Source organism: Nitrosomonas sp. Nm166 (assembly GCF_900112825.1).
Taxonomy (GTDB): domain Bacteria; phylum Pseudomonadota; class Gammaproteobacteria; order Burkholderiales; family Nitrosomonadaceae; genus Nitrosomonas.
In genome coordinates, this window is the sequence record NZ_FONE01000042.1 from 17,049 (window position 1) to 32,966 (window position 15,918).

Annotated in this window: 15 protein-coding genes; 12 read left to right on the forward strand and 3 right to left on the reverse strand. The window is 44.7% G+C overall.

Translation table 11 applies throughout. The features are described from left to right. Nucleotides 1-220 precede the first annotated feature (220 nt). Both nirK and BM021_RS11785 read left to right on the forward strand, forming a co-directional pair. Nucleotides 221-1,321 carry a copper-containing nitrite reductase gene (gene nirK / locus BM021_RS11780; RefSeq protein ID WP_090721230.1) on the forward strand — a complete coding sequence of 367 codons (1,101 nt, stop codon included), beginning with the start codon at nt 221-223 and terminating at the stop codon, nt 1,319-1,321. Nucleotides 1,322-1,421: 100 nt separating this feature from the next. After that, complete coding sequence (locus BM021_RS11785; RefSeq protein WP_090721245.1) at nt 1,422-1,949, forward strand: adenine phosphoribosyltransferase; 528 nt, start codon at nt 1,422-1,424, stop codon at nt 1,947-1,949. A 49-nt stretch (nt 1,950-1,998) separates the two neighbouring features. Here the strand turns inward: BM021_RS11785 and mpl are convergent, their stop codons facing one another. Beyond that, nucleotides 1,999-3,384: a UDP-N-acetylmuramate:L-alanyl-gamma-D-glutamyl-meso-diaminopimelate ligase gene (mpl, locus tag BM021_RS11790; protein ID WP_090721231.1), complete on the reverse strand. Its 1,386-nt coding sequence runs from the start codon at nt 3,382-3,384 to the stop codon at nt 1,999-2,001. 178 nt (nt 3,385-3,562) lie between these two features. Here mpl and gluQRS point away from each other — a divergent pair, with 178 nt between their 5' ends. Further along, nucleotides 3,563-4,459 carry a tRNA glutamyl-Q(34) synthetase GluQRS gene (gene gluQRS / locus BM021_RS11795; protein WP_090721232.1) on the forward strand — a complete coding sequence of 299 codons (897 nt, stop codon included), beginning with the start codon at nt 3,563-3,565 and terminating at the stop codon, nt 4,457-4,459. A 182-nt stretch (nt 4,460-4,641) separates the two neighbouring features. Beyond that, nucleotides 4,642-5,799, forward strand: a complete 1,158-nt coding sequence (locus BM021_RS11800; protein WP_090721233.1) for an NAD(P)/FAD-dependent oxidoreductase — start codon at nt 4,642-4,644, stop codon at nt 5,797-5,799. 27 nt (nt 5,800-5,826) lie between these two features. On the opposite strand, the gene BM021_RS11805 is transcribed toward BM021_RS11800, so the two are convergent. After that, entirely contained in the window at nt 5,827-7,323 is a 1,497-nt protein-coding gene (locus BM021_RS11805) for a protein adenylyltransferase SelO (protein ID WP_177186367.1), read from the reverse strand. Between the two features lie 274 nt (nt 7,324-7,597). Between BM021_RS11805 and egtB the strand changes: the two genes are divergently transcribed. The 7 genes from egtB to BM021_RS11840 all read left to right on the forward strand — a co-directional run bounded on the left by egtB (nt 7,598) and on the right by BM021_RS11840 (nt 14,131). Further along, nucleotides 7,598-8,857 carry an ergothioneine biosynthesis protein EgtB gene (gene egtB / locus BM021_RS11810; RefSeq protein ID WP_090721234.1) on the forward strand — a complete coding sequence of 420 codons (1,260 nt, stop codon included), beginning with the start codon at nt 7,598-7,600 and terminating at the stop codon, nt 8,855-8,857. Then, nucleotides 8,854-9,816, forward strand: a complete 963-nt coding sequence (gene egtD / locus BM021_RS11815; RefSeq protein ID WP_090721235.1) for an L-histidine N(alpha)-methyltransferase — start codon at nt 8,854-8,856, stop codon at nt 9,814-9,816. The genes egtB and egtD overlap by 4 nt, the downstream gene beginning before the upstream one ends. 157 nt (nt 9,817-9,973) lie before the next feature. Beyond that, nucleotides 9,974-10,270, forward strand: coding sequence for a hypothetical protein (locus tag BM021_RS11820; RefSeq protein WP_090721236.1), 297 nt, complete (start codon nt 9,974-9,976; stop codon nt 10,268-10,270). Between the two features lie 200 nt (nt 10,271-10,470). Next, on the forward strand, nt 10,471-10,839 hold the full coding sequence (locus tag BM021_RS11825; protein WP_090721237.1) for a hypothetical protein: 369 nt from the start codon (nt 10,471-10,473) through the stop codon (nt 10,837-10,839). 218 nt (nt 10,840-11,057) lie between these two features. Further along, the gene (locus BM021_RS11830; protein WP_090721238.1) at nt 11,058-13,163 is read left to right on the forward strand and encodes a pentapeptide repeat-containing protein; all 2,106 of its coding nucleotides are present in this window, start codon (nt 11,058-11,060) and stop codon (nt 13,161-13,163) included. Between the two features lie 144 nt (nt 13,164-13,307). After that, nucleotides 13,308-13,730 (forward strand): hypothetical protein, encoded by a 423-nt coding sequence (locus tag BM021_RS11835; protein WP_143074335.1) that lies wholly within the window; start codon nt 13,308-13,310, stop codon nt 13,728-13,730. A gap of 194 nt (nt 13,731-13,924) precedes the next feature. Further along, complete coding sequence (locus BM021_RS11840; protein WP_177186368.1) at nt 13,925-14,131, forward strand: hypothetical protein; 207 nt, start codon at nt 13,925-13,927, stop codon at nt 14,129-14,131. Between the two features lie 88 nt (nt 14,132-14,219). Here the strand turns inward: BM021_RS11840 and BM021_RS11845 are convergent, their stop codons facing one another. Continuing rightward, nucleotides 14,220-14,876 (reverse strand): cell wall hydrolase, encoded by a 657-nt coding sequence (locus BM021_RS11845; RefSeq protein WP_256207895.1) that lies wholly within the window; start codon nt 14,874-14,876, stop codon nt 14,220-14,222. 226 nt (nt 14,877-15,102) lie between these two features. Here BM021_RS11845 and BM021_RS11850 point away from each other — a divergent pair, with 226 nt between their 5' ends. Beyond that, on the forward strand, nt 15,103-15,609 hold the full coding sequence (locus BM021_RS11850) for a hypothetical protein (RefSeq protein WP_090721240.1): 507 nt from the start codon (nt 15,103-15,105) through the stop codon (nt 15,607-15,609). Nucleotides 15,610-15,918: the final 309 nt, after the last annotated feature.

Consider the following 15,918-nt stretch of genomic DNA (forward strand, 5'->3'; position numbering starts at 1 on the left):
ACAAGTACTAGCAGTAGTTAGTTATGGTGATTAATTGAAATCCCATTCATCCAGTATGGCTTTAAGTGACTAAGAATGGACAGTTTTTCACAGAAAGTGTATAGTCGCCGTTCCGCCCTTTGCTCTTAAAAGGGGCAGGTGCTGAGGTAGCCCTGAGGGTTACACAGCAGATTAGAATGGCGCACAAAAAGCGCAAAGTTCATCATTTATGGAGGGAGATATGATTAAAGCTGTTCAGGCAGTTGTAGGACTAGGATTGCTCTGTTTCGGCGCAACGCAAGCAGTTGTGGCCGCTCCAGACCTTTCTAAATTACCACGTGTAAAACAAGAATTGGTGGCTCCGCCGAATGTACCTCAACATGATCAGGTTTCGAAAGGACCTAAGATTGTTGAAGTACGGATGGAAACAACAGAAAAACTGATGGAAGTCGCCCCTGGTGCAAAAGTCTGGGGTCTGACTTTCAATGGTAGTATTCCCGGTCCGCTCATCATTGTGCATGAAGGCGACTATGTTGAATTGACATTATCCAATCCAAAAGAAAGCACATTGGCACATAACGTTGACTTTCACGCAGCAACCGGTGCATTGGGTGGCGCTGGCTTAACACTGGTACAACCTGGTGAAGAGGTTGTATTGCGCTGGAAAGCAGTTAAACCAGGCGTATTTGTTTATCATTGCGCACCTGGTGGAACCATGATTCCATTCCATGTTATCTCTGGTATGAGCGGTGCCATTATGGTATTACCAAAAGACGGTCTGAAAGACGCAAAAGGTAAACCTTATAAATACGATAAAGCTTTCTACATTGGCGAACAAGATTTCTATCTGCCTAAAGACGGCAGTGGTAATTTCAAAAACTACGGCTCACCAGCTGAAGGCATGGCAGATATGCTGGAAGCAGCGAAGGGACTTATCCCAACCCACGTAGTGTTTAATGGTGCTGTTGGTGCAATCACTGGCGATAATGCACTGAAAGCCAAAGTAGGCGAGAAAGTTCTGTTTATCCATTCACAAGCAAATCGTCCTTCTTATCCACACTTGATTGGCGGTCATGCTGATCTGTACTGGGTAGGTGGCTCATTCAGCGACGTGCCTTTGACCAGTCAGGAAACCTGGTTTATTCCAGCCGGTGCCGCAGTTGCTGCAGCATATGAATTCAAACAACCTGGATTATATGTATACCTCAGCCATAATCTGATTGAAGCTGTATTAATGGGTGCTGCACTGCATATGAATGTTGAAGGTAAATGGGATGATGATCTCATGACCCAACTGAAGGCACCAAAGAGCTTTAATAAAGATGCTGCAATGGATCACTAAGATTTGATGTAGTGTAACTATTGAAGTTGTATTAAAGGCCTCAACCATTCGGTTGAGGCCTTTTTATTTTAATTTTAATATTTTCATTGCCAGCTTAAAAATGTCAATTAAATCTCATATTCGTACTGTTCCACATTATCCACACCCTGGCATTATGTTTCGTGATATTACGACACTATTAAAAGATCCTGTAGGATTGCGTACAACCATCCAAGAGATTTCAAACCGCTATAGAAATATTGAAATTGACAAAGTGGCGGGGATTGAGTCGCGGGGTTTTATCATTGGTACACCAGTGGCGTATCAGCTATGCAAAGGCTTCGTACCTATCCGCAAACAAAATAAACTGCCGGCTGAAACAGTAGGAAGGGACTATCAATTAGAATACGGCAGTGATCGTATCGAAATTCACGTAGATGCTATTCGGCCAGGGGAGCGGGTGCTTCTGATTGATGACCTGATTGCAACGGGTGGAACTGCAGAGGCCGCAGTGAAGCTCATCCAAGAGATGGGTGGGGAAGTTGTGGAATGCTGTTTTGTCATTGATTTACCTGATGTAGGGGGCAGAACTCGCTTGGAAAATTTAGGATGTAAGGTATTTTCATTGTGTGAATTTGAGGGCGGTTAAGAGCTTGCTTAAGTTTTGTCATCTGAAATTCTAAGCGTAAAAAGTTACATCAACGATTTTGTAGATTTAATAGTATTTTTTCATGAATACCGCCGAAGCCACCGTTACTCATGATTAAAATATGATCGCCGGGCTTTGCAATCAAGCAGATATCCTGTATCAATTGATTCAAATCGTCGTGACAATGGGTTTTCTTATTCGATGAATCCAAGGCCGTTTTTGCCCATTGAGCATTACGGGTAAAACAAAAAATTTGATCTGCCTCCGCCAAACTGGGGGCAAGGCTATTTTTCCATACGCCCATTCTCATGGTATTTGAGCGAGGCTCGAGAACGGCGATGACCCTTTCTTTTCCAATATGTGTTCGCAATCCATTTAGTGTGGTTTGAATCGCTGTTGGGTGATGAGCAAAATCATCATAGACAGTAATACCGTTGACAGTGCCTCGTGTCTCCATACGGCGTTTGACATTCTTAAACTGTGCCAATGCCGCAATCCCCTGTTTGATAGGCACGCCGGCATGGCGGGCAGCAATCAGTGCAGCCAATGCATTCATTCGATTATGCTCACCTAATAAATCCCACTGCAAACACCCCTGATGTGTTTTATTAAAATAGATATTCACCTCGCTGTTGGCTTGCAGCTGTGAATGCCAGCCAGCTTCTGTTCCAAATTCTTCGGTGGGCGTCCAGCACCCCTGTTTTAAGACGCGTTGCAGATTCTCATCAGTTCCGTTAGATACGATCAGGCCATTATTAGGAATAATTCGAACAAAATGATGGAATTGACGTTCAATGGCGGCAAGATCCGAAAAGATATCGGCATGATCAAATTCGAGATTATTTAAGATGGCCGTTCTGGGGTGATAATGCACAAATTTAGAACGTTTATCAAAAAAGGCAGTGTCGTATTCATCAGCTTCAATGACAAAAAAAGGTGAAATATCAGTATCCTGATTGGAATGAGGATTGGGTGATAAAATATTTCCAATTCTTGCAGATACACCAAAATTCTCAGGTATGCCTCCAATTAAGAATCCCGGATTCAGTCCGGCATAATCGAGTATCCAGGCCAGCATTGAACTGGTGGTAGTTTTACCATGAGTGCCAGACACAGCAAGTACCCAGCGATTTCTTAAAATATTTTCGGATAACCACTGCGGGCCCGAAATATACGGTAAATTCTGGTTGAGTATTTCCTCCATCAAAGGATTGCCGCGTGTAACCACATTGCCAATTACAAAGATATCTGGCTGAAGTTTGATTTGTTCAGGCGAATAACCGGCTATCAATTCGATACCCTGGGATTCAAGCTGAGTGCTCATCGGTGGATAAACATCCTGATCACAACCGGTGACTTTGTGCCCAGATTCGCGTGCAATCGCTGCTATTCCGCCCATAAAAGTGCCACAAATTCCTAGTATATGAATATGCATTGTCCACTCTGAAAAATTCTGATTATCTTTTACTCAATCATACATAAGATTGGGTATTCTTCTAGAATTATAGTGGATTAGATAGGTTATATAAGTGGTCATGATGGATTTCTTGTAGAGCTGATCAAAGATTTGTTGTTTTTGCTCTGTTTCTTCGTATTTCAAGCTATTTTTATCTGTGAAAAATACTCAAATTTCTGCATCAAAGTACCGAGGTCGGTTCGCACCATCCCCAACCGGCGTTCTGCATTTTGGTTCATTGGTTGCTGCGGTAGGGAGTTATCTTGATGCAAAATCCAATCATGGCGATTGGCTAGTCAGAATTGAGGATCTTGATTGGCAGCGGGAAGTGCCTGGCGCAGCCAGTGAAATTTTACGTACGCTTGAAAGATTAGGTATGGAATGGGATGGTGATGTAATTTATCAAAGTCAACGTTCTGAAACTTATCAGGATGCCTTGGATGCCCTGAATAGGCAAGGTTTTATCTATCCCTGCGTTTGTTCTCGGAAAGAAATTGCTGACTCCAATAGGATGAGTGTAGGTGGCCCCATATACGCTGGAACTTGCCTTAAGAATCCTGCCCCTATCAGTAGACCACATGCGCTTCGTATTCGAACTAGCAATGATCGAATTGAGTTTAATGATATTTTGCAGGGATCTTATTCCCAGAAGCTTAAAGATGAGATTGGTGATTTTGTCTTGCGTCGAGCCGATGGAATTTACGCCTACCAGTTAGCAGTAGTGGTAGATGATGCTGAACAAAATATCACGCATGTCGTGCGAGGTGCTGATTTACTAAACTCGACGCCACGACAGATATTTCTGCAGCAGCTGCTGGGTTATCCCACGCCCCAGTATTTACATCTACCCGTTGTAACCAATGAGAAAGGGGAAAAGCTCAGTAAACAAACCAGCGCTGCTCCGATCGATTTATCAAATGCACTCATGCAGTTGATCAGTGCCTTACAGTTTTTAGGCCAGAATCCATCCCTTGAGATGAGTGAAGGCAATATTTCTTCCTTTTGGCAGTGGGCTCGCGAACATTGGCAAGCAGACCAGATTCCTCATTCATAGCTATTAATGGCATTTCGATGTTGAAGGAAAATTATCAGGAGCAGGGCGTATTTATGCTAGGCTGTATATATTGCGAATGGTATGAATTCAGCGAACAGCGTGAAAGATCCCTGTGAGAGAACAGATTCTCGACTGATTCAGAGAAAAAACGATATTCTGAGCATATTGATCAAGGAGACGATGTGGCCCTTCTGCCATTTTATATACCCAAGCAAAAGCGATTGAAAGTAGTCATTATAGGTGGTGGATATGCCGGTATTGCAGCATTGATAACACTTTTGCGATACGCGCCCGATACTGACATTACGATTATTGATCCCAAACAGCAGCATATAAAAATTACGCACTTACAAGAGACATTCCGCTACCCGCTAACAGATTTTCTGGTACCCTTTGCCGATATAGAAAATCGTTATGGGTGCCGGCATATTGCAGCATCAATCCATTTTTCATCAGGTGAACTTAAAAATTATCAGGATAAAAAACAGCTGATCGTCAATGAGGAGGTTGTGAATTTTGATTATTTATTAATTGCTTCTGGTTGTGAATATCGGGCAGCGGATCATGATGATAATGTGCTGAGTTTGCATGACTTCACGATCTCGGCCGGCTCTGAATTATTAACTCAATGGCTTAACAAAAATATTCAATCTGAGCAGTCAATTTCGGTAGTGGGCGGAGGTGCGACAGGAATACAGTTTTTATTTGAAATAAAACAATTTCTTCGTCGCATAAAAAGTAAAGCTGAATTACGTTTGATTCACGCGAGCCAGCATGTGCTGGAGCAATTTCCCGATGGATTTAATACTTACGTGCAATCGCGTATGCATGAGATGGATATTGCTTTTTATCCCAATACTTCTTATCTCGAGCAACAATCTGGCCAAATTTTTTTGGCTGATAAACAAACGCAAAAACAATTTGAACTGCCTTCTAGCTTATCAATCTTGTTTTTGGGCATGAAACAACACAATATTTTTACTGCCAATGCGTTTGGGCAAGTTATCGAAGATCAAAAACCTTTGTCCAATATTTTTGCGGCTGGGGATTGTTCATATTATCAATCCCTGGGTTCTAATACATTAACCGCACAATCTGCGGTCCGTAAAGGTAAATTGGTAGCACGTAATATATTGCGGCACTCAGGCTTCTTTGGACTTCTTGAGCCATACCTTCACCATGAGCTAGGTTATGTAGTCAGCCTGGGGCCTGCTGATGCTGTTGGTTGGCTGGTTTCGGAAGGAAACGTGGTCACAGGTCTGCCAGCGCTGACCATCAAAGAGATCGTAGAAGCGCAATATGATTTGTTAGTGGCAGGAATTGATACTTACCTGGTTTAAAATACCTCAATACCGTATAACAGAAGCTTATGTTCCACAAAAGGTTTGATACACGCGCTCTGAAGGTGCTGGTGGTATGCGGTAATCGCTATGCTCCGGTGCGTCGACGTATGGATTGGTCACTGCCGCAAGTAATTGATGTATGAGTAAGTAGTCGCCATGTTCAGAAGCTGCTGACAGTGCTTCTTCAACACGGTGATTGCGCGGTATGATCGCGGGGTTATTTGCTCGCATTAGACAAAGTGACATATTCATGGAGCTAGACTGGCGTGATAGCCTTGTTTGCCAGCGTGCATGCCATGCGACAAATTCAGCATCACGAAATACCGCATCTTCAGGTAACGTTTTCGAAGCCAATGCATGGAAGCTATTAGTATAATCCGCACGATGTTTATGCATCCATGCAAGTAAAGTTTCGATGAGCTCGATATCCTCTGTTTCATCAGTGAATAGCCCAAGCTTCTTGCGCATCCCCGCAGTCCAGTGGATCTGATATATTTCTGGGAAAGCGTGGATGGCTTCTTCCGCTAATGTTATCGCTTTCTCCTGCACCGGATGTATAAGTGGCAGCAGTGTTTCGGCAAAACGAGCAAGATTCCATTGCGCAATCCGTGGTTGATTGCTATAGCGATAACGGCCAAGGTGATCAATTGAGCTAAAGACCGTATTTGGATCATACGCATCCATAAAAGCACAAGGGCCATAGTCAATGGTCTCGCCGCTGATGGTCATATTATCAGTATTCATCACGCCGTGAATGAAACCTACCAATAGCCATTTCGCGACTAACGATGCCTGACGTTCAATGACTCTGTTTAAGAGCAATAAGTAAGGATTCTCGGCATCCATCAAGTCCGGATAATGGCGGCCAATCGTATAGTCAGCCAGGGCTTTAATTCCTTCAGTATTTTCTAACCCTGCGGCGTACTCAAACGTGCCTATGCGAATGTGGCTTGCTGCTACACGCGTCAGAATTGCACCAGGCAGTAGTGTTTCTCGCATGACTGACTCACCGGTGGTAACTACGGCAAGGCTGCGCGTGGTAGGTATGTTAAGCGCATGCATCGCCTCACTGATGATATATTCGCGCAGCATCGGTGCTAAGGCTGCACGACCATCACCGCGCCGTGAGAACGGTGTCTGCCCAGAACCTTTGAGCTGAATATCAAATCGATCGCCAATCAGTGTGAGATGCTCGCCAAGTAATATCGCCCGCCCGTCTCCGAGCATATTGAAGTGCCCAAATTGATGGCCAGCGTAAGCTTGCGCGATGGGTTGCGCCATGTCAGGCACTGCATTGCCGGCAAATAGCAATGCGGCTTCTTCTTCGGACAGCTTGCGGATTTCCAATCCCAGCGAATCTGCTAGCGCATGATTCAATATCGCCACGCGCGGTGCACGCACAGGCACAGGGTGAAGCTGCGCATAAAAAAACTCGGACAAACGAGCATAGCTGTTATCAAACTGCCAGCCGATATTCATATTTTTAATACTGTCGTTATTGGGTTTTGTATTTGTTTTCATGTTGTCATAAATGAGCTGGATCTTTCACGGACACTGCAGAAATCAAACGAATGAGAAATACAATACGATCATAAGTTCCAAAGATCAGCCAAATAATTACGGGGTTATTAACGTTGGATAGCTATTTCCGAGACGCTGCTTGTTCAGAGTGTTAGGCAACGAACAGACTGTCATCTCATATAAAGTCATAATTTTTCACAACTATTTATATTAATAATCAAATAGTTGTGAAGTACAAGTACTATGTGCTGACTTAGAAGATTTTTATAAATATATGGATACTACCTCATTATCTGAACATTTCCGCTCAGTAAGAAGGGCAACCATCGCATTATGCAATCCGCTTCAAATTGAAGATTTCGTGGTTTCCAGTATGGAAGAGGTTAGTCCAACAAAATGGCATTTAGCGCACACCAGTTGGTTTTTCGAAACTTTTCTGCTCAAGCCCTATTTGGCAGGTTATAAGATATTTAATCCACACTATGCATTTTTGTTTAACTCGTATTACGAGCAGGTGGGTTCTTATCACCGCCGTGCTCAGCGGGGGTTGCTGAGTCGTCCTACGGTTCAAGAAATTTTTACTTATCGTGATCATATCGATGAAGCGATTGAGGAGTTGTGCGAGAAAATTGCCGATGACGTGGACCATCCGGCATGGCCTGTGCTTGAACTCGGCATAAACCATGAGCAACAGCATCAGGAGTTGCTTATCACCGATATTAAACACATATTCTGGACAAATCCGATACGACCCGCATATTTTGACAAACCCATCGGCATTCCACCTGTGACAGAACAAGCATGGTATGCCATCGATGAGGGTGTATACACTTTAGGTAATAGGGGAGAGGGGTTCGCGTTTGATAATGAGAAACCTGCGCATAAAACGTATGTGCAAGCTTCGCAAATGGCTCGCCGTCTGGTTACCAATGAGGAATATCAAGCATTTATTACTGATGGTGGCTATCAGCGACCTGAACTTTGGCTCAGCAATGGTTGGAGTGCAGTGCAAACGTATCAATGGCAAGCGCCACTCTATTGGGAAAAACATGATGAAGAATGGTACGAGTTTACGCTTTCGGGTAATGGTCCTTTGATCTTATCCGCACCGGTATGCCATATCAGCTACTACGAAGCAGATGCATTTGCGCGCTGGGCTGGATACCGTTTGCCTACCGAAGCCGAGTGGGAAGTAGTAGCCATGAAGAATTTTATAGATGGAAGATTCGCTATAGATGGAAGATTCGCGGAGCATGGCACGTTTCATCCCTCTGCGAGTAGTGAATCAAGCCTACAACAGTTATTCGGCGACGTATGGCAATGGACGAAAAGCGCTTATGTTGCTTACCCTGGCTTTCATCCTGCTCCTACTGCAATCGGTGAATACAACGGAAAGTTTATGTGTGATCAGTGGGTATTGCGCGGTGCATCTTGTGCTACGCCTCGTAGCCATGCTCGATTAACTTATCGTAATTTTTTCCCCAGTGGTACACGCTGGCAGTTCACGGGGATTCGTTTGGCGGCAAATCAATGACCAGCTTGTTGCTTACGCCTACGTCACTGCCATCTTCCCTTCAGTATAAGGCATTGGATGGGCTTACAAACGACATCAAGACACTTCCCCCCGCGCTTTTTTACGATGACATTGGCGCCCGTCTCTTCGAAGAAATTTGTAGATTGCCAGAATATTATCCGACACGCACAGAATTAAGTATTCTCGCTCAGTATGCACCAGTCCTGGCGTCCCAAGTAGGATTTGATGCTGTACTTATTGAATATGGAAGCGGAGCCGGTAAAAAAGTTTGCTATTTGCTGGATCAACTGGAATCACCTATCGCATATATTCCGGTGGATGTCTCTCGAAAGCAGCTTTTGGAAGTCGCGGCAAAACGTTCAGAACAATATCCCGCATTGGACATTGTGCCGATTTGCGCAGACTATACTCAACCATTCAATCTTCCATTACTTCCTTCTCGATCACGGCGGGTTGCTTTTTTTCCTGGATCAACCATCGGTAATTTTCATCCCGCTGATGCGGTGTCATTCCTGAAAAGTATTCGTCGTGTAGTAGGACAAAATGGTAGATTGATTCTGGGTGTTGATCGTAAAAAAGATCCTGAAATCTTGCACGCTGCCTACAACGATCAGGCGGGAATTACTGCTGCGTTTAACCTGAATATACTGGCGCATTTGAATAGAGAATTCGGAGCGACATTCGATTTGTCCCGTTTTCGACACATCTCCTTCTTCAACGACGAGGCAAATCGCATTGAAATGCATTTAGAATCATTGATAACGCATCAAGTGACGGTGGCTAGTAAAGTAATTAAGTTCGAGGCTGGCGAGACTATCCAAACTGAATGTTCTTACAAGTATGATGAAGAGCACCTGACTTCTCTTGCTGAAAGAAGTGGTTTTAACATTGATACGCTTTATACTGACGAGCGCGAATGGTTCTGGGTAGCGTTATTACATCCTGTCAGCACTAATTGATTTAGTCTGCTCAGGTAGACTTACATGAATTATTTTAACTTTTTTCTTATTATCTCTTCTAGCTCATCTAAATCCCTCTATACGTTTGGTAGCGTACCGACTGCATGCCTTATAGGGTGGATTATAGTTATTCCTTTTTAATGTCGTGGAGTAAGTCATGAGTAAAGACAAAAACTTAACATTCGTTACTCTCATCTTTGTGCTTTTCTTTTTAGCGAGCACATCTGTTTTAGCAGAATCCTCTTCCTCTTCTGGCCGGATGGAAAATAAAGAATCAAGCGATAGAGATAGGTTATCGCAGCCTGACAAAAGCTCTGAAAATCAAGGTGGTAAAGAATCTTCTGATAAGCGCAATATTCGCTCCGATGATCAGCGTAGCAGCGTCAGCGGACAGCAATCTAAAACTGATCATCCTGCTTCTTCTCCCTCAGGTAATCCTATGGGTGGCCAATAATTGAATTGGAGAGAATGATGCGTATTCATAGTGTTCAATACAGGAATAAAAAACTGGAAATTAAAAGATACCTGCTTCGATTAGCATTTATCAATAGAGCTCTCTTGGACAAAACCTACAGATCAAATCCATTAGGGAAAAATATTTGATGTGAATCAGTATCTTTTTTAAAACAAACTCTTTCAAAAAGGATATTTATCATGACTACATTCGCCAATCTATTAGTGAGTTTTATTTTTCTTATCGGTAGTTTCTTTATTTTGAGTTCTTCCGTTTTTGCAGAGCATGCTAAAGATCATAAAGAAACGACCTCAGAACCAGCAGCGCCCCGGGATCAAGACAGGGCAGGAAAAACTGTTGAGGAAAAACGTGATATTGATTCGGAGGGTCCGCGCTCAGACGCGGCTGAGAATACACCGATAGACGCCCCACCTCCAAAAGTAGATCGAAATCAACCTGCTACATTAGTGAATCCAAGTGATCCTACGGGTCCTAACGTAACCAGTCCAACTGGACAAAACCCAGATCAACCGATGAGATCAAATCGGCCTTCTGGAACTGATCGATAACATGCCAAGCCCCGGCCTAGCCGGGACTCCAAGCATTTGGTCTTTATACTTATTAAAATGGGCGATGAAAATATAGAATAATTCTCTAACTCAAACACATGTCAGTGAAACTTAACTTGAAACGTGTACCCGTTGTCTGTTCGATCATCATGATTCATCACTTATTTAAGTGAAATTTGCCCGCTTTTAGGGAGATCCGGGTAAGAGTAGGAGGTTCGATGGTACTGCAACTGATTGATGGGCGTCCCAGAATCGCTGCGGCAGATGTCAAGAAAGCTTTGGGTGAGGAAATATCAGAGCCTTATATCTTGCAAGACCATGTGATTGAGGACGAACTTAACCTGCGCTTCGCCCATATTTCTCGCAGTATCGAGTTCACCTGCTGCGAATTTTCCGAGGCGATCGATATGCGCAATGCCATCTTTGATGGCACGGTGCAGTTCCGCGAATGCATTTTTAGGGGCAACGTCAATGGCGGTGACGAGCATCTGGCGCACACTGTATTCAAGGCCGACCTCAATTTTGACGGTAGTAACTTCCATGGCTTTGTCTCATTCATAGGTTTCTGCTGCGAGGGGAGCGCGACCTTCAATCACTGCAGATTCTTTAAGACAGAGACTCATGAATCTGAGCTGAGGGAGCTGCCGCGGCCACCGGTCGAGTTCATTGGCGGTAAAGTCAACAAAGCATTTTCGGTCAAAAAGTCAGTGTTTAAGGGCTGCGTGAGCTTCAATGGCTTGCACTGCGGTCTAGGTGGTTTCTTCTACAAAACTCGCTTCGATAGTTGTGAGGCGCTGGCAGTCGATTTCACCGCATCGTCCTATGGCGTTGCTTGTGAGCTCACCCGAGCAGTGTTTGAAGGTGCTGTCGTGCTGAACGGAGTGTCCTGCGGTTTTAATTTCTCGGTTGCTTTGGCCCGCTTCTGTCATCCCGATTTTTTAGTGAGATTTGACAATTCAAAGACTGATAACTTCGATGCATCTGGTGCGATGTTCGCGGGACCAGTCGATTTTTCGGGACTGCGCTGCAGGAATGCTAATTTCTCGGTTTATTCTTCAACTCTCGATTTGCCGACGGACGAACCATGGTTAGAAGGAAATATTCCTCCGTGGCTGAAAGCGGAAATGGAGAAGCAGTTTGCTTTGCTTCCGTCGTCAGTGTCGTTTAGCCAGGAAGAGGAAGACGGTAAATGGATTCTTGAATTCCCTCATTCATCAGTTCGCTGGTCATTGCAGCGTGACGGCAATAATATTTCCGTGTCGATCCCGACCGCATTCTTAGGACCCTCGTTCTCTCTTGCCTCTTCTGATATTGGGCTGAATCTCTACTTCGACAATGCTGTAGTCAGAGCGGAGGCTGACTTCAGCAATATTTTTTGCAGGGGATTTGGGCTTTTCGATCGCGCTCAGTTCAGTAAGACCGTGAATTTTTCGTCGAGCCGGTGGGAAGCAGATATTTCTCTGCGTGCTGCGATTTTCGGACAGGGAGCGAATTTTGCTCTATGCCGCCTTCGCAACCTCTACGCGCAAGGGAGCCGCTATGCCGGTAAGGCCGACTTCACCGGTTTCTCCTGCTATTATGCATATTTTAATCCGTATGAAATTCCCCTGCCTAACCTTCACCTTGCTGAAGGGCCATTATCCAGCGAGCTGAGGACGGTACTCGCGCAACACAATTTTCATCTTCCTGAAAGCTGCAATTTAAAGAAGAACGAGAACGGTAAATGGTTAATCCTCAGTGAGAACGATGAACCGCATGCGTATATCGAGGAGTTCTCCAACCAATTGTTCTTGAACGTTCTATCGCAATTCCTTGGCGAAAAGGAAAGCCTCAATCTTGATCACGGACAGATCGGTTGGATCTTAGACCTAGATAGTGCGTATGTGAAGTATACCGCGACATTTAATGCGCTCCATTGTACCGCAGGTAGCTTTTTTCGGAATACTCAGTTCGACGGAAAAGTCGACTTGCGTTATGGGGAATTCGGTATTAATTTGCAGCTTGATGGTGCGCAGTTTAAGTCAATGGCAGAATTTAACAATATCTCAATCAAGAATGAGCTAATCTTAAGAAAAGCTATCTTCTATGAAGGTGCCAACTTCAGCGGCGCCAAAATCAGGCGGCTCATCATTGATTCATCCAATCCATTTCGTAAAGAAAAAATAATATTTACTGGCTGCACTTTCGATTTTTTCAATGGAGATTGGCGATTGCTTGTTGATCGGCAAGATCCAGAGTATTTTTCTCTTGATCCTTATCTTGTACTTGAACGATGCGCGCGCGCTGCAGGCTGTCATAACGAGGCGGACAAGATCTATCACTAGGGCAAAAGACGCGAGACAGGGCGTGCGCGTGATCAGTCAAAACGGTTAAGTTACTTTAAAGGTATGCTGTGGGATGTTCTTGCCGGGTACGGCGTACGGTTGTACAAGGTAGGCATCTGGTGCGCGTTCGTCATCATTCTGGGCATGATAGTCTTTTGGCCGGATGAAGCATTGCGCCCTGCTGCCAAGGGCGAAGATGTGATTTTACTCTCTGCGACTCAGCTCACCCAGCCGCTTTCCAACTCACGCAGCAATGGCGGTGAAGACTGCGCCGGACAGTTATCCGGCGATTCTATGGCGTGGATGATGGCAGAATTGCAAGAATGGCTGAGGCAGCCTGACATCGATGTGAGCTTGGACAACCATATGCTTGACCGCTTCTTTTCTCGTTTCGCTTACAGTGTCGATCAGTTTGTGCCGGTCGATCTCGAAATCGCCAAGCACTGCCACCCAGCCCCCGGTTGGCGACAGGCATATAATGCTTTTCACATACTTGCGGGCTGGATTTTAATCCCCCTGGTGGTAGCGGCTGCGACGGGTTTCCTCAACAAGCGATCAGTAAATTAACATTCCATGACAATTAATTCTATGTCTTAACAGAGTAATCGCTCAGATTAGAGACCTTCTCATTAGACTGCGCTTGTAAAAGCAATTGTAATAATTGAGATGTTGACTAATGCAGTTATCCAAAAGCACGGCCTTGGGACACGGCGGCAACACCGCTGCAGCTAGCGCTGGCCAGAAGACATCATTGGCTTTCCATGTTGGAGTTGGGAGAATCAAAGTCATTTAAGGAAATTGATGCCCGCAAAGGGGTAGACAGCAGCTATGTGAGTCGCATGGTCAACTTGACCACGCTGGCGCGGGATATCGTCGCTGGGATGCTGAATGATGAGTTGAGAATAACATTACACTGTTTGATCTCACTGTTGATCCGCCGGTGTTGTGGAGAAAACAGTGGAAGCTGATTAAATGAAGTTTATCAGCATGCAGTTTTTCTGTTGCCATCGATAATGGATAGTGTAATTTTTTTAAACTGAAGTCAACGGATAGAGTCTATTTAGCCTTGCCGCTAGCCGGTTTGTAGAAGATAAACTCGCCGACTTCAATTGTCTTGGTATATTCATTAGACCAATCTGGGGCTACTTTCCGATGGTGGAAGTATAAGGCACTACCAGTTCGGTCCTTGAGTTGGCGGTTGAGGGCCTTACGGGCAACTTCCTTGGCAATTGTGTAGGATTTATCCTCCTCGGCGTCATCTGGACGGCCATCGCACCACCACGAGAATTGGCAGGTTCTCTGCTCGTAGCCTTGCTTGACAACGCCACAGATGGTGTTTGGGAAGCCCTCATGGCCGACCCGGTTCATAACCACATTGGCGACGGCCTCCATTACGTTAGCCTCACTACCTCTGGCTTCCCAATAAATAGTACGTGCAAGGCAAGTGATCGCATCGTCCACGGGTTCTTCGCCCATCGGATCGACCGCCTGCACTTGCTTCTTAGTAATTAGCTCGGCCGAAGCCGGAGGCATTTTGCTGTCCTCGGACGCTGCCTTTTCCTCAAGCACCTCCGCCTTGCTCTTGGCGGTTTCCGCCTTCTGGGCCTCCTGGTCAGCCAAAGTCGCCTGTCCCACCAGAAGAAGTATCGCAAGCCACGCCGCAGCTAATATCTTTCCCATGGTCAAACCTTCTGAATGAACAAATATAGCCATTATATCACCGGCCCAGTCAGCGGTAGTTTGAATAAAGCTAAGGCCGAAGTCTTATGATGCTACACACCGTTACGGGTGGAGCAGCAGGAGCGTATCAATAGTCCTTAAAACTTAAATTCGCATAAGTGATTGTAACAAATGATTTTTTATTAAGTTTGGCTACCTTGACTATAAGTTTAGGATGGCATGTATACTTTCAACTTCAAATAATCTCGGGAATTCTGGCATGAATAGCTTACCGCAGCTCTTGCTTTTCCTTGACCAACTGGTTTATGGTTTTGGAGAGAAAAAAATGCCGGAATCACTGCAATCCGCCTGCAACGAATTCAAGTACTTTGAAATTCTTTCACAAAATAAGCAAGTTGATAGTGAAGATGGTCTTGTGGCACAAACGGAAGATACTTCCGGCAAATCCAAAGCGAGCCCGAAAAAGAAAACCACAAAATCTGCGGCATCTTCGAGCGAATTTACAGCTACTCTCGGCACCAAGAAAAGCTCAAAGGAACTGGCTAGAGACACCAAGCTAGTTTCACTGATCCGTTCCGCAATTGAAGCGCTTTCCGATGAAAACGGCTCTTTTCATGAATACCTGCATATCATTACGTTGGAACTCACTGCGCTCGATATTGAATTCATCGACATAGCTAATGAATTTAAATCAAACATGCAAAATGCCGGGGAGTGTTTACGATCTACTGCGACATTGCCCACTACATCGTGGCAAAAACGATAAGGTGTATATATTAAAGAATTCTAGCAGGCGCTACTTAAAACCATCAAGCTCAAGGGTCGCGCCGCCGACCGGCGCGAGGGACATGAAGGGCAGAGCCCGGAATGCTGTCCCGAACCCCAACACGGTCAGGGTTTTCCCTGACTTCCTCATTATTGCTAAACAGAATTTGATTTTGATTTACCTAAGGAGAACTTTGCACGGTCAGAGCCAGTTTCCAGTTTCAGATGCGATTAATGATATAATAGTGTTTTTAATCATACAATTGAGTTAATTGATATGAGCTTTTCGGAATTTGATGTCACCCGCCGC